Here is a 24,627-nt window from a genome sequence, read left to right on the forward strand (position 1 = left end):
GGGGTTGGCCGCGCAGTTCCCCGCGCCCCTTCGGGGCACTGTGGCGGCGCGGTCGGACCTCGGAACCCGGACCACTCCCCCCGACACTCGACCGCGGGCCGGTGGGGGTTGGCCGCGCAGTTCCCCGCGCCCCTTCGGGGCACCGACACTCGACCGCAGGCCCGTGGAGGCCGGCCGCGCCGTTCCCCTCGCCCCTTCGGGGGCTGGGGGCGGGGGTCAGACTCGGGTCCATGTCCCCCGGTCTCGGGCCATCGCGTGGAGGGCTTCTACGTCCGCCGGTTTGAGGATGCCTCCCGCGCGGGCCAGCGATGTCACGTCCGTGTCCAGCAGGACGCGCAGTTCGCGCAGCGGGGTCGTCACCGAGACGTCCTTGGGGGCGAAGAGCACCAGGACGGGGCGCACCTCGGCGGTGAGGGCGTACGAGGCGCGGTCCGCGTCGGCGCGGACCGCGCGCAGCAGCGGCCGGGCCTCCCGGCGCCCCACCGTGACCATGGGATCGGCGACGAGGACGCGCAGCTTGCGCGCGTACACCGTGTGCACGGCGAACAGGCCTCCCGGGCCGATCACCAGGTGATGGACACGGTCCCCGCCGGACAGCGGCACCGAGTGCAGGGTGCGCCAGCCGGCCCCCTCCAGCCGGTCCAGCGCCTCGCCCACCGCGAGTTCCGCCGCGAGGGCGTGCCGCCTGGGATCCGTGCGCAGCCGCCGCTGCGGGCCCGGCTCGTGGTCGAGCACGGTCTGCAGGGCCTCTCCGGGCCGGTTCGGCGCGAGGTCGTCGTCCGGGTGCAGGGACAGCCTGGCGAGTTCGGCGGGGGTCGGCACCGGCGGCGGTCCGACCGTCACCGTTCCGGTCAGGAACGGGCCGAGCACATCGAGCACGTCCTCGCGCCGCTCCTCGCTGAGCAGATTGACCCGGGCGGCCTCCCTGTCGTACCAGGCGACGTTCCTGCCGTCCGTGCGGCAGACGTAGAGCCGTTCCTGACCGTGCCGCCAAGTCGGTATGACGCGCAGTGCGTTCATGCATCATCACCCCTCGACCATGGGAACAGGCGGGGTGCTCCAGGGGCAAGAAGGCGGTTACCTTTGGAAGCAGTTGGAGGGGGAGGCGCCGTTGCGGGCTCGCAGAAGGCAACCCGATGTGCCGGTCCCGGACAGTCCGTGGAGCGAGATCGTGCCCGGTCTGTGGATGGGCGGGCACCAGTACACGGGCCGGTCGGGAGAACCGGAGTTCGCCGTCGTGCACGACGAGTTCGACCTGGTACTGACCCTGCTGCGACTACCCGGCCACGGTCCCGACCCGGGCGTCGAGCACCATGTGTGGGCCATCCCGGACGGGCCGCTGGACGGCACCCAGCTGGCCGGCGTGATACGGCTCGCCCGGACCGCCGCCGAGGCGCTGGAGGAGGGCAGACGCGTCCTGGTCCGCTGCTTCCACGGCTACAACCGCTCGGGGCTCGTCGTCGCCCACGCCCTGGTCCTCGGAGGCCGTACGTCCGACGAGGCGATCCGGCTGATCCGCGCCCGCCGCTCCCCGTGGGCCCTGCACAACGAACTCTTCGTGGACTACCTGCGGACCGGTCTGGCCACGGCCCGGCTCCTGGAGGAACTCGCCGAGTAGGCCGAGTAGCCGGTCGGGCGACGCCGACAGCCCCGCCCGACCCACTCGGCCCACTCGGCCCACTCGGCGAACAAAAGGGACTTCCGTACGAATAAGGTGTCCCGGACAGCAGGGTCGATCAGCCATGTCCCTGCCCCCCGACCGGCCACCTCCGGCCCGTCCGGCCCCGTCCGGCCCCGACGCAGGAGCGCAGTGATCCACAACCGCCCCGCGGCCGTCGCGCCGCCCGCCGCCGTGTCGCCCGCCGCCGCGCCGCCGGTCGCGCTGCTCGTCGCGCTCGCGCTCGCCGGTGCGCTGCTGGCGGGCTGCGGGGACCCGGGCGACCTGCGCGGCGCGGGTCCGACGTCCACCGCCGTGGGGCCGACCCGGCTGTGGCCGCAGGTCCCGCCCGCCGCCTCGCCCGCCGTCGACTACGGCGAGGCGGACACCGAGACGGTCAAGGGCGTCCCGGTACCGGGCGACGACATCCGCAAAGCCGACCCGGTCGCCGTCTTCCGCGCGGAGATCGCCGCCCACCCGGACCTCTACACCGGCAAGGGGCGGTACGCGCAGACGGCCCGGCAGGTCGCGCGGTGCGGCGGGAAGAGCGCGCGCGGCCCGGCGTGCCCGGTCCTGCGGGCGTACTACCGCGATCTCACCGGTGACGGCCGCGACGACATGGTGCTCGGGGTGCGGATGCCCGACCACCAGTTGGGCGTACGCACCTACACCGTCATCGGGCACCGGCTGACGGAGGTCATGGCGACGACCGACAGCACGCTCGGTGTCGAGATCGCGGGCCGGGACGTGATCATCCGCTCGCCGTCGAAGCTGGCGGGCTACGAGTACCGCACGGTCTGGTCGTGGGACCGGCGGCAGCGGGCGATGCTCGCGGCCAAGGACGAGATCCTGCGGGTGGGGGCCACGGTCCCGCCCTCGGGACGCACGTCCGCGCGCACCCCGGCCCCATCGGCCGCCTCGGCCGGGTCCCGGTGAACCGTCCACCGCAGGGGCCGCTTCCAGGACCGGCCGCGCGGCCGGTCCCGGGTACCGGCCGCATCGGGCGGCTGCGGCGGCGGACCGCCAGTCTCACCTGGAAGGCCGCCGTCTTCATCACGGTGATGTGCTGCGGGCTCGCCGCGCTCCTCGGCGTCCTCGTGCACGTCTCGGTGACCGACCAGACCGTCGGCGAGGCCCGCGACCACGCGCTCGACCGGCTGACGGAGACCACGGAGGCGTTCGAGGCGGGCGACCGGCTGCCGCCCGGCGCGGGCGTGGATCCTGCGGGGCTGCCCGCCGAGTTGCATAGGCTCGCCGCGGGCGGGCGGCGCGGCACGATGGTCGGGACCGGTGACCCGTACCCCACGATGTGGGCGGCCGGGCCCGTGAGCGGCGGACGGACGCTGGCCGTGCAGGTCGACTACGCGCAGGGCGTCCGCACGATCGAGGGGCTCGACCGGGCGATCCTCGGCTCCTCGGCGCTGGCGATCGGCGTGACGCTGCTGGTGGGCGCGTTCGCGGTGACGCGCGTGACGCGGCGGCTGCACTCGACGGCCCAGGTGGCGCGGCGGATCAGCGCCGGCGATCTGGACGCGCGGGTGGGGGACCCGCGGGCCGGGGACCCGGCGAGTCCCCAGGACGAGGTGGCGGCGGTGGCGGGCGCGCTGGACACGATGGCGTCCTCTCTGCAGAACAAACTGCTGAGCGAGCAGCGCTTCACCGCGGATGTGGCGCACGAGTTGCGGACTCCGCTGACGGGGCTGCACGCGGCGGCCGAACTGCTGCCGCCCGGCCGTCCGACCGAACTCGTCCGGGACCGGGTCGCCGCGCTGCGCACGCTCACCGAGGATCTGCTGGAGATCTCCCGGCTGGACGCGCGCAGCGAGCGGGCGGAGGTGGACGCGGTGCGGCTGGGGGCCGTGGCCGAGCGGGTGGTTCGGGCCTCGGGCACAGGCGCGGGCACCGGCCTCGACATCGGTACGGAGATCAGCATTCTGCGGGATGCCGTCGTGGAGACCGATCAGCGGCGGCTGGAGCGGGTGCTGGGAAATCTTGTGGCCAACGCCCACCGGCATGGGCGGGGGCCCGTGACGCTGACGGTCGACGGGGGTGTCATCACCGTGCGGGACCACGGGGACGGGTATCCGGAGTATCTGCTGGGGTACGGGCCGCAGCGGTTCCGGACGGAAGGGGGTGCGCGGGGGCACGGGTTGGGGTTGACCATCGCCGTCGGGCAGGCGGAGGTGTTGGGGGCGCGGCTGGTGTTCGCCAATGCGGTGGGGGGTGGGGCGGTCGCCACGTTGACGCTGGCCGCTGCTTAGGCGGTGTGGTCGGGTGCGGGGTCGTCGTGGCTGGTCGCGCCGTTCCCCGCGCCCCTGAAAGACAAAAGACTGCGCCGTTCCCCGCGCCCCCAGGGGCTGCGCCCCTCAAAGCCGAAGGCCGCGGCGTTCCCCGCGCCCCCCAGGGGGCTGCGCCCCCCAAAGACAAAAGACTGCGCCGTTCCCCGCGCCCCTTGGGGGCTGCGCCCCCGGACGGTCGCGCCCCCGGACCGCTGTGCCCCGATGGCTCAGTGTGGCGGGCGGTTGCGGGGACGGGATTCTAATGTGGCGGTTAGTCAGCCTTGGTCACCATTTCGGAGGAGCCCGCCATGTCTCTGCGTACCGCTTTCGTCCGTCGCCTCGGGATAGCCGCCGCCTGTGGCGGACTCGTCCTCGGGGGCGCCGCTCCCGCCCTCGCCGGTGACGACTGGGACGACCACCACGGCAGCCACGACAGCAGTCACCCCCGGTACTACAAGGGCCGCATCAGCGCGCCCGGCGGGCTGAACCTGCGGGACAAGCCGACCCGCAGCAGTGCCGTCATCGGCTTCGCGGAGTACGGCGAGGTCGTCTCCATCTTCTGCAAGACGCCCGGCCAGAGCGTCCAGGGCAACACCCTGTGGTACCTCCTCGCCGACGGCACCTGGGCCTGGGGAGCCGCCCGCTACATCGACAACATCGGCGCCTCCCCCCGCTGGTGCTGAGTGCCCCCTGAGGGACACCGGAACAGCCCCGCTGTCGCGACATAACAGGACATCGGGCGACCGGCTTGCTAACTTCCGGACATGCTCTCGCCCGGAACGACAGTGCAGGCGGACCCGCCGGCTCCCGTTGTACGCCTCCCCCGGCGCCGTGGCATCGAGTTCACCCTCCTCGTCGTGGCCGTCCTGCTCTCCGTGTACGGCTACTGCGACGTCGGTCTCGCACGGACCGGATCCGTCCCGCCCGGCGCCGCCGGATACGGCGCCGGGCTGGGCGTGCTCGCGCTCCTCGCACATCTCGCGGTGCGCCTGCGCGCCCCCTGCGCCGACCCGCTGCTGCTGCCGATCGCCGTGCTGCTCAACGGCCTGGGCCTGGTCCTGATCTACCGGCTCGACCTGGAGACCCCGGCCGACCGGGCGGCACCCACGCAACTCGTCTGGTCGACACTGGGCTTCGGCCTGTTCATCGCGGTGATCGTGCTCCTGCGCGACCACCGGGTGCTCCAGCGCTACACGTACGTGTCCGTCGTCACCGCACTGGCCCTCCTCGTCCTGCCGATCTTCTTCCCCTCGGTGAACGGCGCCCGGATCTGGATCAGGATCGCCGGGTTCTCCATCCAGCCGGGCGAGTTCGCGAAGGTCATGCTCGCGCTGTTCTTCGCGGGCTACCTCGCCGCCAACCGCAACGCCCTCGCGTACACCGGCCGGCGGATCTGGCTGCTCCAACTGCCCACCGGACGCGTACTCGGCCCGATCCTCGCGGTCTGGCTGCTGAGCGTGGGCGTCCTGGTCCTCGAACGCGACCTCGGCACCTCGCTGCTCTTCTTCGGCCTGTTCGTGATCCTGCTGTACGTGGCCACCGGCCGCACCGGCTGGATCGCGGTGGGACTGCTGCTCGCGGCGTGCGGGGCGTTCGCCGTCGGCTGGCTGGAGCCGCACGTGCACAGCAGGGTCGAGGACTGGCTGCACCCCTTCGCGTCCATCGAGGCGGGCCGGGGCCCGAACCAACTCGCCCAGTCCCTCTTTGCGTTCGCCGCCGGCGGGTTCCTCGGCACGGGCCTCGGCTCCGGCCACTCGATCCTCATCGGCTTCGCCGTCAAGTCGGACTTCATCCTGGCCACGGCGGGCGAGGAACTGGGCCTGGCCGGCCTCTGCGCGATCTTCATCCTGTACGGGCTGCTGGTCGAGCGCGGTATCCGGGCGGGCCTCGCCCTGCGCGACCCCTTCGGCCGGCTGCTCGCGGTCGGCCTCGCCTCGATCGTGGCGCTGCAGGTCTTCGTGATCGCGGGCGGAGTGACGGGGCTGATCCCGCTGACCGGGATGGCGATGCCGTTCCTCGCGCAGGGCGGTTCGTCGGTCGTCACCAACTGGATCATCGTGGCCCTGCTGATGCGCCTCAGCGACTCGGCACGCGGCCGCTCCGAGGAACAGCAGCGGACGGAGGAGGTCGCCCCGTGACGGGCAACGGCCGGCCCATGACCCGGTACATCCGGCACGCCGCCGCGTTCTGCGCGCTCCTGCTGCTCGCCCTCCTCGTCAACGCCGCCCGGGTGCAGATCGTCCAGGCCCGCGCGTACGACGAGAATCCGGCCAACCGCCGCCACACGATCGCCCGTTACGGCCAGCCGCGCGGCGACATCCTCGTCGGCGGCCGGGCGGTCACCGGGTCCAGGGACTCCGGCGAGCAGTTCCGCTACGAACGGACCTACAAGAACGGCCCGTTGTACGCCCCGGTCACCGGCTTCGCCTCCCAGGTGTACGGGACGTCGCTGCTGGAGGGTGCCGCGGACGGCGTCCTGGCGGGCACCGACCCGGCGCTCTCGCTGCTCCCGCTGTGGAACGACCTCGCACGGACCCGTGACCCCGGCGGCCGGGTGGTCACGACCCTCGACGCGGCGGCGCAGCAGGCGGCGTACGCCGGGCTCGGTGCGCGGCGGGGCGCGGTGGCCGCGCTCGAACCGTCCACGGGCCGCGTCCTGGCCCTGGTCTCCACCCCCTCCTACGACCCGGGGGAGCTCTCCGGCACGGACTCCGCCGTGGCCAGGGCGTGGGCGCGGCTGAACGGCGCGGCGGACAGGCCGATGCTCAACCGGGCGGTCCGGCAGACGTATCCGCCGGGCTCGACCTTCAAGGTGGTCACCGCGGCGGCGGCGCTGGACTCGGGCGTGGTGCGTGACCTGGACGCGCCCACCGACTCCCCGGACCCGTACCGGCTGCCGGGCAGTACGGCCCGGCTGACGAACGAGGTCGAGGGGTGCGCGGACGCGTCGCTGCGGTACGCCTTCCAGTGGTCGTGCAACACGGTCTTCGCCGGCCTCGGGGTGAAGGTGGGCCGGCACGCGATGGGCTCGACGGCGGCCGGCTTCGGCTTCAACGACCGCAGGCTCGGCATTCCCTTCCGGGTCTCCCCCAGCACCTTCGACACCCGGGTGGACAAGGCGCAGCTCGCGCTCTCCTCCATCGGCCAGTACAACACCCGTGCCACACCGCTGCAGATGGCGATGGTGGCCGCGGCCGTCGCCAACTACGGCTCGGTGCGCACCCCGTACCTGGTGGAGCGGACGACGACGGCCGACGGGGACACGGTGTCCGCCACCGGGCAGCACACCCTGCGCCGGGCGATGAACCCCGCCACGGCCGTACGGCTGCGCGAGCTGATGACGGACGTGGTGGAGAAGGGCACCGGCACGAACGCGGCGATCCCCGGCGCCACGGTCGGCGGCAAGTCCGGCACGGCCCAGCACGGCATCCACAACTCCGGTACGCCGTACGCCTGGTTCATCTCCTGGGCGCAGGCCGAGGACACCATGGAACCGGCGGTGGCCGTCGCGGTCGTCGTCGAGGACGCGGCGGCCGACCGGGGCGACATCAGCGGCGGCGGGGACGCGGCGCCGATCGCCCGGGCGGTGATGGAGGCGGTGCTCGACCGGTGAGACGGGGGTGGTGGCACGGCCGCGGCCCGACCTAACGTTCGGTCATGACTCAGTCCGCAGCCGCGTACGAACTCGCCCAGGTGAACATCTCCCGCCTCCAAGCTCCGCTGGACTCACCGCAGTTGAAGGACTTCGTCGACGCCCTGGACCCGGTGAACGCGGTCGCCGACGCCGCCGACGGTTTCGTCTGGCGGCTGCAGACCGACGAGGGCGACGCGACGGACGTGTCCGTCTTCGGCGACGACTGGCTGATCATCAATCTGACCGTGTGGCGGGACACCGATGCCCTCACCGCCTTCATGTACCAGGGGCGGCACCGCGAGCTCCTCGCCCGGCGCAACGAATGGTTCGAGCGGATCCGGGAGGCGATGACGGCCCTGTGGTGGGTGCCGGCCGGGCATCGGCCGACGGTGGCCGAGGCGGAGGAGCGCCTGCTGCATCTGCGGGCGCACGGGGCCACGGCGTACGCGTTCACCCTGCGGACGTCGTTCCCGCCCGGGGAGCTCCAGGCGGCGCTGGGGGCTAGGGGCTAGGGACTAGGGCGCCTCCTCCCCCGCCCGGATCGCGGCGCCCACCTCCGTCACGCGCGCCTGCTCCTCCGCGGCGAAGCGGTCCGCGTCCAGCTTCTCCGCCAGTTCCTCGTCCTGGGACATCAGGAGGTCGAGGTTGGAGTCGCCCATGTCGAAGACGCCCATGTCGACGTAGGCCTGCTGGAGGCGTTTGCCCCACAGGCCGATGTCGCGGACGCAGGGCACGATGCGGGAGAACAGCAGTTGCCGGAAGAGCGCCAGGAACTCCGACCGCTCGGTGTACTCCTCGGCCTCCGCCCTGGGCACGCCGAAGTTCTCCAGGACCTCCGTACCGCGCAGGCGGTCGCGCATCAGGTAGCAGCCCTCGATGACGAACTCCTCGCGTTCGCGCAGTTCGGCGTCGGAGAGCTGCTTGTAGTAGTCGCGCAGCGCCATCCGGCCGAAGGCCACGTGACGGGCCTCGTCCTGCATGACGTACGCGAGGATCTGCTTGGGCAGCGGCTTCTCGGTGGTGTCCCTGATCAGACCGAACGCGGCGAGAGCGAGTCCTTCGATGAGGACCTGCATCCCGAGGTAGGGCATGTCCCAGCGGGAGTCGCGCAGGGTGTCGTCGAGCAGCGACCGGAGGTTGTCGTCGACCGGGTAGAGCATCCCGATCTTCTCGTGGAGGAAGCGGCCGTAGATCTCCGCGTGCCGTGCCTCGTCCATCGTCTGGGTGGCCGAGTAGAACTTGGCGTCCAGGTCGGGCACGGACTCGACGATGCGGGCCGCGCAGACCATGGCACCCTGCTCGCCGTGCAGGAACTGGCTGAACTGCCAGGAGGCGACGTGCTTGCGCAGTTCACCCCGGTCGCGGTCGTTCATCTTCTCCCAGTACGGCGTGCCGTAGATGGAGATCGACTCGTCGGGGGTGCCGATGGGGTCGTGCGGGTCGACCTCCAGGTCCCAGTCGATCCGTTTCTGCCCGTCCCACTGTTTGTCCTTGCCCTTCTGGTAGAGGGCCAGCAGTCGGTCGCGCCCTTCGTCGTACTCCCAGCTGAACCGTGCCGCGCCGGTCGCGGGCACCTGCCAGAGGGGAGCTCCGGGGTCCTTGGCGTACAGGTCGTAGGTCGGCATGTCTCGCAGGCTCACACGTGGTAGACGGCGGGTCAACAAGTTGCGCAGGGGGGATTGACGGGCTTGCTGACGAGCAGTCTCATAAGACGTGACCGGCGGTAACCCGGAGGTCTTCGGGCGCGCCGGCGCACGCACGACGAGACATGACGACGTACGGCGAGGTGGGCACAGCCATGACGACCGTGACGACGGAGGACCCCGAGGAGACCGGGCTCGCGGGTCTGCGCGACGCGCTCGGCCGGCTCAAGGACCGCGAACAGGTGGCCGAGCGGCTGCTCGAAGCCTCCGCGAAGCACTCCTTCGACCCGGACGAGGAACTGGACTGGGACGCGCCCTTCGAGGACGGCAAGTGGTTCTGGCCGCCGGAGCTGGTGTCGCTCTACGGCACCCCGATGTGGAAACGGATGAGCGAGGAGCAGCGCATCCTGCTCTCCCGGCACGAGGCCGCGGCACTGGCCTCGCTGGGGATCTGGTTCGAGATCATCCTCATGCAGCTGCTGGTGCGGCACATCTACGACAAGGCGGCGACGAGCGCGCACGTGCGGTACGCGCTGACCGAGATCGAGGACGAGTGCCGCCACTCGAAGATGTTCGCGCGGCTGATCACCCGGGGCGGGACACCGCACTACCCGGTGAGCCGGGCGCACCAGAACCTGGGCCGGCTCTTCAAGACGGTGTCCACGACCCCCGGTTCGTTCACGGCCACGCTGCTGGGCGAGGAGGTGCTCGACTGGATGCAGCGGCTGACGTTCCCGGACGAGCGGGTGCAGCCGCTGGTGCGCGGGGTGACGCGGATCCACGTGGTGGAGGAGTCGCGCCACGTCCGGTACGCGCGTGAGGAACTGCGCCGCCAGATGATGACCGCGCCGCGCTGGTCGCAGGAGTTCACCCGGATCACGTCGGGCGAGTTCGCCCGTGTCTTCTCGGTCGCCTTCGTCAACCCGGAGGTCTACACGAACGTCGGCCTCGACCGGCGGGCGGCGCTGGCCCAGGTGAAGGCGAGCGCCCACCGCCGCGACATCATGCAGACGGGCAGCAAACGCCTCACGGACTTCCTCGACGACATAGGAGTCCTACGAGGCGCGGGCCGCCGCCTGTGGAAATCGTCGGGCCTGCTGGCCTGAACGGCGCGGGCTCTCCGGCGGGGGCAGGGGCGCAGCCCCGCTTTTCAGGGGCGCGGGGAACTGCGCGACAAGCCCCCACCGGACCCGCACCCACCCACCGACCCACCCCACGCCCACCCCACCCCGCACCCCCGGGAACGGGCTACCCTGCGAGACATGACCTCGCAGGCCCCCACCCGCGCATACCGACGCCTCAGCGTCGAGGAACGCCGCAGTCAGCTCCTCGACGCCGCGCTGTCCCTGTTCGCGGTACGGGCCCCGGAGGACATCTCCCTGGACGACGTGGCGGAGGCGGCGGGCGTCTCACGCCCGCTGGTCTACCGCTACTTCCCCGGCGGCAAGCAGCAGTTGTACGAGGCCGCCCTCCGCTCCGCAGCCGAGGAGCTGGAGCACTGCTTCGCCGAACCGCCGGACGGCCCCCTCACCCGCCGCCTGGCCAACGCCCTGGACCGCTACCTCGCCTTCGTGGACCAGCACGACGCCGGTTTCAGCGCCCTGCTGCAGGGCGGCAGCGTGGTCGAGACGTCGCGGACGACGGCCATCGTGGACGGCGTACGACGGGCCGCCGCCGAGCACATCCTCAGCCATCTGGCCGTCGAGGAGCCGGGCAACCGGCTGCGGATGACCGTCCGGATGTGGATCACGGCCGTCGAGGCGGCCTCGCTGATCTGGCTGGACGAGGAGAAGGAACCCCCGCTGGACGAGCTGCGCGACTGGCTCGTCGAGCAGTTCGTGGCCTGCCTGGTGGCGACGGCCGCCCGCGACGAGCAGACCGCCGCGGTGGTACGGGCCGCGCTGACGCTGGAGTCCGCGGACGGACCGATGGGCTCGCTGGCCCGCCGGGTGCTGCCCGTGGTGGGCGACGCGGCGCACCTGCTGTGACACTGGCCGGGTGAAGAGCGAAGACACCCCCTTCGAGGGCGGCCCCCTGGACGGCCGCGTGCTGCCGGTCCTGCTCGGCCCGACCGGCCACCCGCCGAAGGTGTACCGCGTCCCGGTGCCGTCGAACGACGGCGGCGCGCCCACCCTCCTGGTCTACCGCCGCGTCCAGGCGGCCACGAGCAGCCGCCTCGGCCTGCACCAGGGCTGGAAGTACGAGTACGACCCCACGGGCCGCGCCGGAAAACTCAAGTGGCCGTGGTCGAAGCCGGACCCCGCCCCCGGTCCGGTGCCGGACTCCACGCCAGACGCCACGCCGGACGGCAAGCCGGAGGACACCCACGGGTGACCTCGTTGGGCCGGTCCGCCCACGGTCGGCGCGCGCGGCTCGCGCGGGCGACTGATGCTCACGGTGCGGAGGAGCGGAGACACCGCCCCGCACCGGAGGTGACGACGTGTCAGGAAGACTTCTGCGACTGGTCTGCACGGCGGCGATCGCGGCCGGCGCGGTGCTGGTGCCCGCACCCGGCCCCGTACAGGCTTCGGCGGCACCCGATCCGCGGGACGGCACCGCCCCCGCGGCCGAACGCCCCGCGGCTGAGCGCCCGGTGGCCGAGCTGCTGACGGACCTTCAGCGGCTGTACCGGGAGGCCGAGAAGGCCACCGAGACGTACAACGCGACCGAGGAGCGGCTGAAGCGGCAGCGGGCCGAGGTCGCGAAGCTCACCGGCCGGCTCACCGCGGCCCGCCTCGCGCTCCACGGCAGCCGCGGCGCGGCGGGACGGCTCGCCCGGCAGCAGTACCAGGGCAGGAGCGAGATCTCCTCGTACGTACAGCTGCTGCTCGCCCGTGACCCGCAGCACGCGCTCGACCAGGGTCACGTGATCCGGCAGGTCTCGCAGGAGAGGGCCGGGACGATGGAGCGGCTGGCGGGGGACGAGCGGCGGACCGACGACCTGGCACGCCGGGCCCGTACCGCGCTCGACGGCCGGCTCGCCCTCGCCGAGAAGCAGAAGAAGGACCGCGACCTCGTACGGGAGCGGCTGAAGGACGTCGAGGAGCTGCTGGCCTCGCTCACCGCGGAGCAGCTCGCGCGGGTGGCCGAGCTGGAGAGGTCCGGGGTGGCGAAGGCCCAGGACGAACTGGTGGCGTCGGGCGCGCTCGGCAGCACCCGCCGGCCCACCTCCGAGGGGGGCGCGGCGCTGCGCTACGCCGTGGCCCAGATCGGCAAGCCGTACGAGTGGGGCGCGGAGGGCCCGGACGCGTACGACTGCTCGGGCCTCACCTCACAGGCCTGGACCGACGCGGGCCGCCCCATCCCCCGCACCAGCCAGGAACAGTGGGCCGAACTGCCCCGCGTCCCCCTGCCCGAGCTGCGCCCCGGCGACCTGGTGGTCTACTTCCCCGAGGCCACCCACGTGGCGATGTACCTGGGCGACGGCCTGGTGATCCAGGCCCCGCGACCGGGAGCGAGGATCAAGGTGTCCCCGCTCGCGGCCAACCCGATCCTGGGCGCGGTCCGCCCGGACCCGTCGGGAGAGCCCCTGCGGCAGTACACCCCGCCGAAGCTCCCCGACAACGCGACGGACGGCTCGGACGAGGGCTACGACACGTACTAGGGCGCCCCCGAAGGGGCGCGGGGAACCGCGCGACCGGCCGGGACGGCGCGGCAGGGACGAGCGGCCCTCAGCCGGCCGTCACAGAGGCCAGATACGCCCCCGTCTTCTCCGGCTCGTAGAAGAAGTTCTCGAAGTCCGACGGGTCGTTGAAGCCGTTGGCGAAGCGGTCGGCGACGGGCGGCAGCTGGCCCGCCGCGCCGATCAGGTTCAGGACGTGCTCCGGGGGCGGGCCGAGCATCGCGTTCGTCCACTTCGTGGCGTGCTGGGCCGTGTCCCAGTAGCGCTCGAACGTGGCGCGCATCCACTCCTCGTCGAACTCCTGGTCCCCGTGGCCGAGGATCGAGCCGAGGTACGAGGCGGCGCACTTGGAGGCCGAGTTGGAGCCCTGGCCGGTGATCGGGTCGTTCGCCACGACCACGTCGGCGACGCCGAGGACCAGGCCGCCGCCGGGCAGCCGGCCGACGGGGTTGCGGACGGTCGGCGCGTAGCGGCCGGCCAGCGTGCCGCCCGCGTCGGTGAGTTCGACCTTGGTGGCCCTGGCGTACTCCCACGGCGTGAACCGCTCCATGAGTTCCAGGGTCAGGGAGAGGTGTTCGGCCGGGTCCTTCACACCCTGGAAGGCGTCCAGCGGGCCGCCGGGTATGCCCTCCCAGAAGAGGATGTCCGCCCGGCCGGAGGTGGTGAACGTCGGCATGACGAACAGCTCGCCGACACCGGGCACGAGGTTGCAGCGGACCGCGTCGAACTCGGGGTGCTCGGGGCGCGGGCCGAGCCCGTGCACGTACGCGACGGCCAGCGCGCGCTGCGGCTGCGCGTACGGGGAGCGGGAGGCGTCGCGGCCGAACATCGACACCAGCTCGCCCTTGCCGGCCGAGACGAGGACCAGGTCGTACGTACGGGCGAAGTAGTCGAGGTCGGAGACGGCGGCGCCGTGGATGACGAGCTGGCCGCCGCGCTGCGCGAACGTCTCCATCCAGCCGGCCATCTTCACGCGCTGGTCGACCGACTGCGCGTACCCGTCGAGCCTGCCCACCCAGTCGATGGCGCGCTGCGAGGGGCCCGGGTCGAAGGAGCCGGGGGCCGCGACGGAGACGCCGAGTCCTTCGATCTTCGGGGCCTGGGACTCCCAGAAGTTCAGCTGGAGATCGCGCTCGTTCTCCAGTGCCGTGTGGAACATGCACTGGGTCGACATGACGCGCCCGGTACGGATCTCGTCCGCCGTCCGGTTGGACATCAGGGTGACCTCGTACCCGTTCGACTGGAGTCCGAGGGCGAGCTGGAGTCCGGACTGGCCGGCTCCGACGACGAGTATCTTCCGCATGCGGGTCCTCACTGTGCACTGTGCGTACGCGTACGCCTTGTTACGCCTTGTTCGGGGCCGACGTCCTGCGAACTGTCCGGTGCGAACTGTTCGGTGCGAACTATTCGGTGCGAACTATTCGGGGCTGACGTCGAGCGCGTGGCCCACCAGTGCCAGCAGGCTCTCGATGACGGAGATCCTGCGGCGCGCGTCCATGATCATGACAGGTATGTGCCGGGGGATCGTGAGCGCCTCCCGCACGTCGTCGGCATCGAACCGCTCACTGCCGTCGAAGTGGTTGACGGCGACGACGTACGGCAGCCCGCAGGACTCGAAGTAGTCCAGCGCCGGCCAGCAGTCCTTGAGACGGCGGGTGTCGGCGAGGACCACGGCGCCTATCGCCCCGCGCACCAGGTCGTCCCACATGAACCAGAACCGCTGCTGCCCGGGCGTACCGAACAGGTACAGCACCAGGTCGTCGTCGAGCGTGATGCGGCCGAAGTCCATGGCCACGGTCGTGGTGGTCTTCTCCGGGGTCGAGCTGAGGTCGTCGGTGCCCTCGCTCGCCTTCGTCATCAGCGCCTCCGTCTGGAGAGGCGTGATCTCGGAGACGGCGGTGACGAGGGTGGTCTTGCCCACCCCGAAGCCACCCGCCACCACGATCTTCGTGGCGATCGGCGCGCGGGTCCGATCCTTCTGCCAGGCCCTCAACTCCTCGTCGGGCTCCACGACTTCGGGGAGGCCGGACGATCGGGAGACATCCGAGACGCGGGAGACGTCAGAGACGACGGAGTCCACTCAGCACCCTTTCCAGCAGAGCACGGTCCGGCTGTCCCGGGCCGTGACCTGTTCCGTACACACGGATCTTGCCCTGGTCCGCCAGGTCGCTGAGGAGCACCCGGACCACACCGAGCGGCATCTTCAGAAGGGCCGCGACCTCGGCCACCGTACGCATCCGGCGGCAGAGTTCGACGATGGCCCTCATCTCCGGCATCACCCGGGTGGAGAGTGAACCATTCTCCAGTTCACGCCGTTCATCCGGGGCCTCAAGTGCGGCCACGAACGTCTCGACGAGCAGCACGTGCCCGAAGCGCGTACGGCCGCCGGTGAGCGAATAGGGGCGTACGCGGGCGGGTTTGCGGTCGCCGCCGCGGACCGGCAGTTTGCGCGTGCCGGACGCGCCGGTCGCGCCGTTCTGGTCGCTCACTTGGCCGTCTCCGTCGTCGTGGCCTCAAGCGACTGGCGCAGCTCGCTGCGGAGTTCGGGAGTCAGGACGTGTCCGGCGCGGCCCACGAAGAGCGCCATGTGGTACGCGACGACGCTCATGTCGCAGTCGGGGGCGCCGTGCACGCCGAGCAGCGAACCGTCGCTGATCGACATGACGAAGAGCCCGCCCTCCTCCATCGCGACCATCGTCTGCTTGACGGTGCCGCTGTCCATCAGCTTGGCGGCGCCGATGGCGAGGCTGCCGATGCCGGAGACGATGGTGGCCAGGTCCGCCGCGGACCCGCGGGGACCCGACGGTCTCCCCTCCTGCCGCGCCTGCGCGTTCCTCCCGGGGTCGGAGGACAGGAGCAGCAGGCCGTCGGAGGAGACCACCGCGACCGACAGGAGGCCCGGCACCTCCTCGACGAGGTTCGTCAGCAGCCAGTGCAGGTTACGGGCTTCATGGCTCAGTCCGAAGGTACTGGGCGCAGTCAACTGCTTGCCTCCTCGACGGTGTCCCCCTTGGTTTCTACGGCATGTGCGGCGGACGTCTCCAGCTCCGACGTCTGTTCGGCGATCTCCGCTTCGACATCGCGGCGGCCCTCGCTGGCACCCCGGTGGAACCCACCGAGGCGGCGGCGCAGTGCCTCGGCGTCGACGGGCGTCTGCCGCGGTCCGGCGGCCGGCGCGGGCGCGGCGATCCTCGGGGTCCGCTTGGGCAGCCCCTTGTCGGTGATCCGCTCCACCGGCTCCGCCGACTCCACCGACTCCACCGACGTCTGTACGTCGTCCGGGGCGCGCTCGTGGCTGTCGGGGCCGATGGCGTACGGGTCGGGGGCGCGGTGCGTCTCGGCGCGGTGGTCCTTGGTGGCCTGGGCCGGGAGCCGGACCGCCGGGGCGTCCGAGGGGGACGCGGCGCCGGGTTCGGTGGGCTCAGCGGCCTCGGCGGCCTCGACGGGCTCGTCCGACGGAGACACGGGAGGCACCGGGGCCATGAGGACCATGGTGGTCTCGGGGCCGGTGGGCTGCTCCGGCTCCGGGTCGGCGGCCTCGGACGGCTCGGGGTCGTCGAGGTCGGCGGTTCCGGCGGGGGCCGTGGCGGTGGCGGCCGGCTCGGGCGTGGCAGCCGACTCGGGATCGGCGGTCGGCTCGGGATCGGCGGTCGGCTCGGGCGGGGCGAGAGCCGTCCCCGCCCCGTCCGTCTCGCGCAGGGTGTCCTCCGCCGCCGCGATCAGCGGGTCGCGGCCCTGACGGCCGTACAGGACATTGGAGTTGACCTCGGCGTCCGCTCCCGGCAGGGACATCGCGGCGGCGCCCCCGGGCGTGCGGGCGGTGGTCGCCTGCGGGACCGCCACGGTCGGCGCGGCGGCGAGCAGTGCCTTGGGCAGGACCACGACGGCCGTGATGCCGCCCTGTTTCTGCTCGCGCAACTGCACGCGCACACCGTGCCGGTGGGCGAGCCGGGCCACCACGTACAGGCCGAGCCCGAGGCCCTCGCCGCTCTCCTCGTCGTACGGGTCCTCGGGGTCGAAGGCCGCGAGGCGGGTGTTGAGCCGCTCCAGCCGCTCACCGGTCATGCCGATGCCCTCGTCCTGGACGGAGAGCATGACCTCGCCGCTCTCCAGGAGCCAGCCGGAGACCTCGACGGGGATGTCGGGCGGCGAGAACGAGGAGGCGTTCTCCAGGAGTTCGGCCACCAGGTGGCTGATGTCGTCCGCCGCGAACCCGGCGAGGTGCGCGTGCGGCGGCAGCGCGGAGATCCGGACGCGCTCGTAGCGTTCGACCTCGCTGACGGCCGCGCGGACCACGTCGACCAGCGGGACGGGCCCGGGGTGCTGGTGGCCGTGCTCGGCGCCCGCGAGGACCAGCAGGTTCTCGCTGTGACGGCGCATGACGGTGGCGAAGTGGTCGAGCTTGAAGAGGGTGCCGAGGCGCTCGGGGTCCTGCTCGCGCTCTTCGAGGCCCTCGATGACACCGAGCTGCCGTTCGACCAGGCCCAGGGTGCGCAGGGCCAGGCTGACATAGGTGCCGTGGATGTTCTGCCGGACCTGCTCCAGATGGGCGGTGGCCTCGGCGAGTTCGGTACGGAACCGATCGCGTTCGTCGGCCATCTTCTGGCGCTGGCCGATGAGGTGCTTGCGGTCGCCCTCCAGCGTGCCGAGGCGCTCCTGGAGCGCGAGGGCGTGCGTGTGGAGCGTGTTGACGGAGCGCACGACCTGCGCGAACTCGTCGTTGCGGCCGGTGAACTTGACCGGGTCGCCGGTGCCGGGCTCGGCGGCCAGGCGTGCCGAACCGCGGCGCAGGACGGACAGCGGGCGCGTGAGCGACCGGGCCATCCCGGTGGAGACGCCGACGGCGAGCAGCATCAGCGCACCGAGGATCGCGACGCGGATCTCCAGCGCGGTGACGTCGTCGTCGCGCAGTTGGGCGAGTTCCTCGGCGCGCTGGGTGTTGAGGGACGCCTCGACCCCGCGCATCAGCTCGACACGGGAGGAGAGCGCCGCGTCCAGCTTCTTGGTGCTGGTGGCCAGTTCGTCCTCGGAGAGGGTGGGCTGGTCCGCCAGGCTCGCCAGGTACTTCTCGGCGGACACGACATCCGGTCCGTTGACGGTGGAGTCGTACGAGGTCCGGTCCGCCTTGGGTGCCGTGCCGGCGAAGTCGGCCAGGGCCGCCTGCTCACGGACGTACGCCTGCTGGGCCGCGGCGGTGAGCGCGTCGCGCTGCTTGGTCGCGGCGGCCGACGACGTGGTGGTCGTGGTGGGCAGGCCCGTGATCGGGTCGGTGGTGGTCTGCGTGCTGGTGGGCACGCTCAGCGCGGCGAGCAGCAGACCACGGGTCGAGGCGGCCTGCTGGACGGCGGTGTCGAGGTCGGCGAGAGCGTGCGCGCCGGAGCCCGCGCGGGGCGGGATGTCCTCGGCCAGGTCCTCGGCGAGGGAGTGGAGTTCGGTGAGGGCCGTCGAGTACGCCCGGTGTGCTTCGAGGGCGCTGCTCTCCCCGGTGAGCGCCGACCTGCGGACGGCGGCGATCGCGTCGAGCGTCTTGAGGAAGGACGCGGGGGCGTCCGCCTCGACGGCGGCGACGCGCAGTTCGTCGACCTGGCGGTCCACGCGGGCGCTGCGGCGCTCCGAGGGGGCGTCGCCCTTCGGCCGGCCGGCCGCGAGGTACGCGGTGACCTCGTCGCGTTCGTCGGCCAGTGAGTGGGCGAGGGCCAGGGCGTCCTGGGTCCGCTCGGCCGACGTCACCAGGTTCTGGGAATCGTTCAGCTGTCCGGAGGCGGCGATCACGGACGGAGCGCCCGCTCCGGCGATCGCGGCGGCCACGACGGCGACGGCGACGATCAGCCGACTGCGTACGTGAGCGGGTCGACCTCGTCCCGCGGGGTCCGGAGTGTCCTGCGGTGCCGGTGAGTTCGGGGTGTGCCCGGAGGCTCCACCCGAGGCCGGCTGCCTGCCTTTGCGCCGAGGCCGCATTTTCTGCACCGGTGCTCGCATTCTTGACTCGTGTCCCCATGGGCCCGGGTGACGATCCGTCAACTCGCGTGTCGTCCCGGTTCGGCTCCCGACCTTCCCAGTGCCGGTGGGCAGTGGTCGCGCATCGCCTGACCCGCCACACGAAGGAGTGAACATCGCCGGAGAGCGGCCCGGCAAGTTCCCCTGGCGCGTGCGACACCCCTGCGCGACAGGCCGGTTGGACGTCCACGGCAACCGATGGCAGGATGCGCGGCCACTCTTCGCCCGACTCGGTGAATCCGTCGCAAAACAGGCGCCTGACCTGCCTGTCCGGACCATTTGACCGACGGTTGCCAGCCTTTGGTGAAGCTCGTGAAGGGCTCGTGCAGACTGGCCGGATGCGCTCGGAACTGATCTCGGTACCCGGTGACCCCACTCGCCCCGACGAGGACTACGCATCGGTCGGACTTCCCGCCTCCGGACAAGGCGGTTCGATCGTCGTCCTGGACGGTGTGACACCTCCCGCGACCGATCAAGGCTGTCTTCATTCCGTCCCCTGGTTCACCGCCCGGCTCGGTGGCGCGTTGCACGAACTGTCCGTTTCACGACGAGATCTGACGCTCACTGAGGTCTTGGGACACGCCATCGCGCGTACCGCCGACGCACATCGGGCAACCTGTGACCTTTCTCACCCACGCACCCCGCAGGCGACGGTGGTGCTGGCGCGCTGGTCAGAGGCGTTGGTCGAGTACCTGGTGCTCTCCGACTCGGCGCTGCTCATCGAGTCCCCGGCGGGCGCGGTCATCCCCGTGCTGGACGACCGTCTCTCGCGGGTCCCGCACGCCACGCTGAGGTCGGCCGCGGCGACGGACGCGATCCTGCGCAACAAGGAGGGCGGCTTCTTCACGGCCGCGGCGGACCCGTCGGTGGCGGTTCGCGCCGTCACGGGCGCGCTCCACCGTTCCGAGGTCCGCGCCCTCACGGCTCTCACGGACGGTGCGACGCGCTGGGTGGAGAAGTTCGGTGAGGGCGACTGGACGGACCTGTTCACCCTGATCCGCAAGGAGGGCGGCCGTTCCCTGATCGACAGGGTCCGCACCCTGGAGCGCTCGGACACGGCGGGCACGTACCTGGGCCGCTCCAAGACGCACGACGACGCGACGGTGGTGCACGTGGAGCTGTGACCCCCACCGCCGGGGAGTGGCTCGGAGCCGTGGTCGGGCCCGGGTCCACCGTGGCTGACCGCGCAGTTCCCCGCGCCCCTCGGGGAGGGGCTACGCCCCGTCCCACTCAGGCCTTCAGGGGCGCGGGGAACGGCGCAGTCTTGTGTCTTTAGGGGCGCGGGGAACTGCGCAGTCGTTTGCCTTTAAGGGGCGCGGGGAACTGCGCGACCAGCCACGACGGAGCGTCAGGCAGAAGGCGACGACCCGCGGCCGGGGCCGCTCAGCCCCGCTCGACCCCCCGGTTCAGCCGGTGCAACAACCGCGCCAGTTCAGCCACTTCCCCCCGATCCCAACTCGCCAGTTCGCGAACATACCGAGCCCGCCGAGCATCCCGCACGGTCCCGAACCGCTCCCGCCCCACGTCAGTGAGATGCACGAGCCAGGCCCGCCCATCCGCAGGATCGGGCTCCCGGGCGACGAGCCCCAGCTCCTCCAGCGCCCGCAACTGCCGGGACATCGTCGCCTTGCCGACCCCGATGTACGCGGCGAGCTCCGTCGCCCGCTGCCGCCCCCGCTCCTCCAGCCGTACGAGCAGCCCGTACGCGGAGGACTCCAGATCGGGATGCACCTCGCGCACCATCTCCCCGGAGGACGCCCGCGCCCGCCGCAGCAGAACGGTCAGCTCACGTTCCAGAGCCAGGAACTCCTGATCCACGGATCCGCGATCCACGGGCCCGCGATCCACGGAATCGCCGCCCCCGCCCCCGCCGTCCTGGTCCACACCACTCCCCGGAACGCCGGATCCCGCCCGATGCCCCTCGCCCATACCGCCCTCGTGCACGTCAGCACCCATGACCCGGTTTCCCGATCCTGAAAGTTTCCGCCAAAGACCGCCATTGCCGCAGCTCGGCCAGTATTTCGCAGGAATAGACCAACGGCAGCCGCCGAGCCCTCTTTCCGCCGGTCGCCGTCGTGCGTAGCTTCTTCACCACATACCCGCATGGCATGCCCACGCCATTTTATGGACCACCATCACCCGGGCACCACCGAGCCTTCGGAGGCACGAACATGTCCGTGCACACATCCGGGACGGCCCACCGCTCGCACCCGCGCGACCACCTCAGAACGCGCCACGGCGCGATGGGCATCCTGCTCCTGTCCCTCTCCCTGTCCCTCTCCCTCCTCATCGCCCACCCCGCCCACGCGGCCGACGTCCCGGCCCGCGGCTCCGCGTACATGGGCATGGGCGTCATCCCGCACGACGGCCAGGACGGCCTGCCGACCCCGGGCGACGCCACCCAGACGGAGGGCGTGGACGTCAGCAGCCACCAGGGCAACGTCGCCTGGTCGACCCTGTGGAGCAGCGGGGTCAAATGGGCCTATGTGAAGGCCACCGAGGGGACGTACTACACGAACCCCTATTTCGCCCAGCAGTACAACGGCTCGTACAACGTCGGCATGATCCGGGGCGCGTACCACTTCGCGACCCCCGACACGACGGGCGGCGCCGCGCAGGCCAACTACTTCGTGAACAACGGCGGCGGCTGGTCGAAGGACGGCAAGACGCTCCCGGGCGCGCTCGACATCGAGTGGAACCCGTACGGGGCGGCCTGCTACGGCAAGACGCAGAGCGCGATGGTCACCTGGATCCGCGACTTCCTGAACCAGTACAAGGCCCGCACCGGCCGTGACGCCGTCATCTACTCGGCCACCAGCTGGTGGACCCAGTGCACCGGGAACTACTCCGGTTTCGCCTCCGCCAACCCGCTCTGGATCGCCCGTTACGCCACGGCGGTGGGCACGCTCCCCGCGGGCTGGGACTACTACACAATGTGGCAGTACACGTCCTCGGGCCCCACGGTCGGCGACCACGACAAGTTCAACGGCGCCCTCGACCGCGTGGTGGCCCTCGCCAACGGCTGATCCACCTCCCCGTACGTACGCGGAAGGCCCGGCCCCCTCAGAAAGAGGGGGCCGGGCCCTACCCGACCGATGGCGTCCGTCACTGCGCCACCGGAGTCCGTGCCACGCGGCTCACACGAGTCGTCACACGAATCGGACGACTCACGCGACTCACGCGGCCACCGGAACCTCCGTCGCCGCGCCGTTCGTCGCCGGAGCCAGCGCCAGTTCCAGGACCTGGCGGACGTCCGTCACCGCGTGGACGTCGAGCTTCTCCAGGACCTCGGCCGGTACGTCGTCCAGGTCGGCCTCGTTGCGCTTCGGGATGATCACCGTGGTGACCCCGGCCCGGTGCGCGGCGAGCAGCTTCTGCTTGACGCCGCCGATCGGCAGCACCCGCCCGGTGAGCGAGACCTCACCGGTCATGGCCACGTCGGTGCGGACCAGCCGGCCCGACAGGAGCGAGGCCAGTGCCGTCGTCATCGTGACACCCGCGCTCGGGCCGTCCTTCGGCACCGCGCCCGCCGGGAAGTGGATGTGCACACCCCGGTCCTTGAGGTCGGCGACGGGCAGTTCCAGCTCGGCGCCGTGCGAGCGGAGGAAGGAGAGCGCGATCTGCGCCGACTCCTTCATCACGTCGCCCAGCTGACCGGTGAGGGTCAGCCCCGCCGCGCCCGTCTCCGGGTCGGCGAGCGACGCCTCGACGAAGAGGACGTCACCACCGGCGCCGGTGACCGCGAGACCGGTCGCCACCCCGGGCACCGCGGTGCGGCGCTCGGCCGGGTCCTGGGCGGACTCGGGCACGTGGTGCGGCCTGCCGATCAGCGCGCGCAGATCGTCCGCGCCGACCGTGAACGGCAGCTTCCGCTCGCCGAGTTCGTGCTGCGCCGCGATCTTGCGGAGCAGCCGTGCGACGGACCGCTCCAGGTTCCGTACGCCCGCCTCGCGGGTGTACTCGCCGGCCAGCCTGCGCAGCGCGCTCTCGTCGAGGGTGACCTCGGCGCTCTCCAGACCGGCCCGCTCCAGCTGGCGCGGGAGCAGGTGGTCGCGGGCGATGACGACCTTCTCGTCCTCGGTGTACCCGTCGAGCCGCACCAGTTCCATGCGGTCGAGCAGCGCCTCCGGGATGGCCTCCAGCACGTTGGCCGTGGCCAGGAAGACGACGTCGCTCAGGTCGAGCTCGACCTCAAGGTAGTGGTCCCGGAAGGTGTGGTTCTGGGCCGGGTCGAGGACTTCGAGGAGGGCCGCCGCCGGGTCGCCCCGGAAGTCGGAGCCGACCTTGTCGATCTCGTCGAGCAGGACCACCGGGTTCATGGACCCGGCCTCCTTGATCGCCCGTACGATCCGGCCGGGCAGCGCGCCGACGTACGTACGCCGGTGGCCGCGGATCTCCGCCTCGTCCCGTACGCCGCCGAGGGCGACCCGGACGAACTTGCGGCCCATGGCGTGCGCGACGGACTCGCCGAGCGAGGTCTTGCCGACGCCGGGCGGGCCGACGAGCGCGAGCACCGCGCCGCCGCGCCGGCCGCCCACGACACCGAGACCCCGGTCGTTGCGCCGCTTGCGGACCGCCAGGTACTCGGTGATCCGCTCCTTCACGTCGTCCAGGCCCGCGTGCTCGGCGTCCAGGACCGTCTTGGCGCCCTGGATGTCGTACTCGTCCTGCGTTCGCTCGTTCCACGGGAGTTCGAGCACGGTGTCGAGCCAGGTGCGGATCCAGGAGCCCTCGGGCGACTGGTCGCTGGAGCGCTCCAGCTTCTCGACCTCCTTGAGCGCGGCCTCACGGACCTTCTCGGGGAGATCGGCGGCCTCGACGCGGGCCCGGTAGTCGTCGGACTCCTCGCCCTCGGCCTCGCCGTTCAGCTCGCGCAGCTCCTTGCGCACGGCCTCCAGCTGCCGCCGCAGCAGGAACTCCCGCTGCTGCTTGTCCACACCTTCCTGTACGTCCTTGGCGATGGACTCGGCGACATCCTGCTCGGCGAGGTGCTCGCGCAGCTGCTCGGTGGCGAGCTTCAGCCGGGTCACCGGGTCGGAGGTCTCCAGGAGCTCGACCTTCTGCGCGGTCGTCAGGAACGGCGAGTAGCCGGAGTTGTCGGCCAGGGCGGACACGTCGTCGATCTGCTGGACGCGGTCCACGACCTGCCAGGCGGCCCGCTTCTTCAGCCAGTTCGTGGCCAGCGCCTTGTACTCCTTGACCAGCTCGGTCACGGAGCCGGGCAGCGGGTCCGGCACGGTCTCCTCGACCTGTGTGCCCTCCACCCACAGGGCCGCTCCCGGCCCGGTCGTACCGGCGCCCACGCGCACCCGTCCGCGACCGCGGATCAGGGCACCGGGGTCACCGTCGGCGAGGCGTCCCACCTGCTCGACCGTGCCGAGCACCCCCGTGTTCGCGTACGTGCCGTCGATGCGCGGAACAAGAAGCACCCTCGGCTTGCTGGCACCGGTGGAACGGGCGGCAGCCTGCGCGGCCTCCACCGCGGCGCGTACATCGGCGTCGTTCAGGTCCAGGGGCACCACCATGCCGGGCAGCACGACCTCGTCGTCGAGCGGCAGCACGGGCAGAGTGAGCGGTTCGGACGTCAAAGTCATGATCTCCCCTTCGGCATTCAAGTTGAGCTATGCCGACTCAATGCACGTGAGCCCCTGAATGTTCCCCTCCCGCTGTTCGCTGTGAGCGATCACCCCCGGGACCGGCTCGTTTCCGGCCCCCCGGCCGAACGCCGGAGCGGGTTCCCGCGTCACAGGAACGTCGTCGACAGCCGGGCGGTACCTCATGGGTACCGCACAGGT

22 protein-coding genes are annotated in these 24,627 nt (G+C 71.8%); 13 read left to right on the top strand and 9 right to left on the bottom strand.

The window, feature by feature from the left end; genetic code table 11:
- Nucleotides 1–216 precede the first annotated feature (216 nt).
- Nucleotides 217–1,020, bottom strand: coding sequence for a nuclease-related domain-containing protein (locus tag J8N05_RS35230; RefSeq protein ID WP_210889828.1), 804 nt, complete (start codon nucleotides 1,018–1,020; stop codon nucleotides 217–219).
- 91 nt (nucleotides 1,021–1,111) lie between these two features.
- Between J8N05_RS35230 and J8N05_RS35235 the strand changes: the two genes are divergently transcribed.
- From J8N05_RS35235 to J8N05_RS35265, 7 genes are all read left to right on the top strand, one after another.
- Nucleotides 1,112–1,618 carry a protein-tyrosine phosphatase family protein gene (locus tag J8N05_RS35235; RefSeq protein WP_210889829.1) on the top strand — a complete coding sequence of 169 codons (507 nt, stop codon included), beginning with the start codon at nucleotides 1,112–1,114 and terminating at the stop codon, nucleotides 1,616–1,618.
- Nucleotides 1,619–1,810: 192 nt separating this feature from the next.
- A complete protein-coding gene (locus J8N05_RS35240) occupies nucleotides 1,811–2,593 on the top strand; it encodes a hypothetical protein (RefSeq protein ID WP_407699959.1) in 783 nt (260 codons plus the stop codon).
- A 125-nt stretch (nucleotides 2,594–2,718) separates the two neighbouring features.
- Nucleotides 2,719–3,918 carry a sensor histidine kinase gene (locus J8N05_RS35245; protein ID WP_210890587.1) on the top strand — a complete coding sequence of 400 codons (1,200 nt, stop codon included), beginning with the start codon at nucleotides 2,719–2,721 and terminating at the stop codon, nucleotides 3,916–3,918.
- 326 nt (nucleotides 3,919–4,244) lie between these two features.
- Nucleotides 4,245–4,619, top strand: coding sequence for an SH3 domain-containing protein (locus tag J8N05_RS35250; protein ID WP_210889830.1), 375 nt, complete (start codon nucleotides 4,245–4,247; stop codon nucleotides 4,617–4,619).
- A gap of 81 nt (nucleotides 4,620–4,700) precedes the next feature.
- A complete protein-coding gene (locus J8N05_RS35255) occupies nucleotides 4,701–6,074 on the top strand; it encodes an FtsW/RodA/SpoVE family cell cycle protein (protein WP_210889831.1) in 1,374 nt (457 codons plus the stop codon).
- A 17-nt stretch (nucleotides 6,075–6,091) separates the two neighbouring features.
- A complete protein-coding gene (locus J8N05_RS35260; RefSeq protein WP_210890588.1) occupies nucleotides 6,092–7,549 on the top strand; it encodes a penicillin-binding transpeptidase domain-containing protein in 1,458 nt (485 codons plus the stop codon).
- 44 nt (nucleotides 7,550–7,593) lie between these two features.
- On the top strand, nucleotides 7,594–8,082 hold the full coding sequence (locus J8N05_RS35265; protein WP_210889832.1) for a DUF3291 domain-containing protein: 489 nt from the start codon (nucleotides 7,594–7,596) through the stop codon (nucleotides 8,080–8,082).
- A 3-nt stretch (nucleotides 8,083–8,085) separates the two neighbouring features.
- Here J8N05_RS35265 and J8N05_RS35270 read toward each other — a convergent pair whose 3' ends face one another.
- Nucleotides 8,086–9,195 (bottom strand): ferritin-like domain-containing protein, encoded by a 1,110-nt coding sequence (locus J8N05_RS35270; protein ID WP_210889833.1) that lies wholly within the window; start codon nucleotides 9,193–9,195, stop codon nucleotides 8,086–8,088.
- 173 nt (nucleotides 9,196–9,368) lie between these two features.
- Here J8N05_RS35270 and J8N05_RS35275 point away from each other — a divergent pair, with 173 nt between their 5' ends.
- From J8N05_RS35275 to J8N05_RS35290, 4 genes are all read left to right on the top strand, one after another.
- Nucleotides 9,369–10,319, top strand: coding sequence for an AurF N-oxygenase family protein (locus J8N05_RS35275; protein ID WP_210889834.1), 951 nt, complete (start codon nucleotides 9,369–9,371; stop codon nucleotides 10,317–10,319).
- Between the two features lie 156 nt (nucleotides 10,320–10,475).
- Nucleotides 10,476–11,201, top strand: a complete 726-nt coding sequence (locus J8N05_RS35280) for a TetR/AcrR family transcriptional regulator (RefSeq protein ID WP_210889835.1) — start codon at nucleotides 10,476–10,478, stop codon at nucleotides 11,199–11,201.
- A gap of 10 nt (nucleotides 11,202–11,211) precedes the next feature.
- Nucleotides 11,212–11,547 (top strand): hypothetical protein, encoded by a 336-nt coding sequence (locus tag J8N05_RS35285; RefSeq protein ID WP_210889836.1) that lies wholly within the window; start codon nucleotides 11,212–11,214, stop codon nucleotides 11,545–11,547.
- 106 nt (nucleotides 11,548–11,653) lie between these two features.
- Nucleotides 11,654–12,817 (top strand): C40 family peptidase, encoded by a 1,164-nt coding sequence (locus tag J8N05_RS35290; protein WP_210889837.1) that lies wholly within the window; start codon nucleotides 11,654–11,656, stop codon nucleotides 12,815–12,817.
- Nucleotides 12,818–12,884: 67 nt separating this feature from the next.
- Here the strand turns inward: J8N05_RS35290 and J8N05_RS35295 are convergent, their stop codons facing one another.
- From J8N05_RS35295 to J8N05_RS35315, 5 genes are all read right to left on the bottom strand, one after another.
- On the bottom strand, nucleotides 12,885–14,138 hold the full coding sequence (locus J8N05_RS35295; protein ID WP_210889838.1) for a styrene monooxygenase/indole monooxygenase family protein: 1,254 nt from the start codon (nucleotides 14,136–14,138) through the stop codon (nucleotides 12,885–12,887).
- Nucleotides 14,139–14,252: 114 nt separating this feature from the next.
- The gene (locus tag J8N05_RS35300) at nucleotides 14,253–14,915 is read right to left on the bottom strand and encodes a GTP-binding protein (protein WP_210889839.1); all 663 of its coding nucleotides are present in this window, start codon (nucleotides 14,913–14,915) and stop codon (nucleotides 14,253–14,255) included.
- Entirely contained in the window at nucleotides 14,896–15,324 is a 429-nt protein-coding gene (locus J8N05_RS35305) for a DUF742 domain-containing protein (RefSeq protein ID WP_210889840.1), read from the bottom strand. The genes J8N05_RS35300 and J8N05_RS35305 overlap by 20 nt, the downstream gene beginning before the upstream one ends.
- Nucleotides 15,321–15,818, bottom strand: a complete 498-nt coding sequence (locus J8N05_RS35310; protein WP_210889841.1) for a roadblock/LC7 domain-containing protein — start codon at nucleotides 15,816–15,818, stop codon at nucleotides 15,321–15,323. Before J8N05_RS35310 ends, J8N05_RS35305 begins: the two co-directional genes overlap by 4 nt.
- A complete protein-coding gene (locus J8N05_RS35315; protein WP_210889842.1) occupies nucleotides 15,815–18,814 on the bottom strand; it encodes a sensor histidine kinase in 3,000 nt (999 codons plus the stop codon). Before J8N05_RS35315 ends, J8N05_RS35310 begins: the two co-directional genes overlap by 4 nt.
- A 356-nt stretch (nucleotides 18,815–19,170) precedes the next feature.
- Here J8N05_RS35315 and J8N05_RS35320 point away from each other — a divergent pair, with 356 nt between their 5' ends.
- The gene (locus J8N05_RS35320) at nucleotides 19,171–19,956 is read left to right on the top strand and encodes a hypothetical protein (protein WP_210889843.1); all 786 of its coding nucleotides are present in this window, start codon (nucleotides 19,171–19,173) and stop codon (nucleotides 19,954–19,956) included.
- A gap of 259 nt (nucleotides 19,957–20,215) precedes the next feature.
- Here J8N05_RS35320 and J8N05_RS35325 read toward each other — a convergent pair whose 3' ends face one another.
- Nucleotides 20,216–20,776: a MarR family winged helix-turn-helix transcriptional regulator gene (locus J8N05_RS35325; RefSeq protein WP_247706819.1), complete on the bottom strand. Its 561-nt coding sequence runs from the start codon at nucleotides 20,774–20,776 to the stop codon at nucleotides 20,216–20,218.
- Between the two features lie 227 nt (nucleotides 20,777–21,003).
- On the opposite strand from J8N05_RS35325, the gene J8N05_RS35330 reads away from it, so the two are divergent.
- Nucleotides 21,004–21,858 (top strand): lysozyme, encoded by an 855-nt coding sequence (locus J8N05_RS35330; protein ID WP_210889844.1) that lies wholly within the window; start codon nucleotides 21,004–21,006, stop codon nucleotides 21,856–21,858.
- Between the two features lie 150 nt (nucleotides 21,859–22,008).
- Here the strand turns inward: J8N05_RS35330 and lon are convergent, their stop codons facing one another.
- Nucleotides 22,009–24,426, bottom strand: coding sequence for an endopeptidase La (lon, locus tag J8N05_RS35335; RefSeq protein ID WP_210889845.1), 2,418 nt, complete (start codon nucleotides 24,424–24,426; stop codon nucleotides 22,009–22,011).
- Nucleotides 24,427–24,627 lie beyond the last annotated feature (201 nt).

It is taken from the genome of Streptomyces liliiviolaceus (genome assembly GCF_018070025.1).
Taxonomy (GTDB): Bacteria; Actinomycetota; Actinomycetes; order Streptomycetales; family Streptomycetaceae; genus Streptomyces; species Streptomyces liliiviolaceus.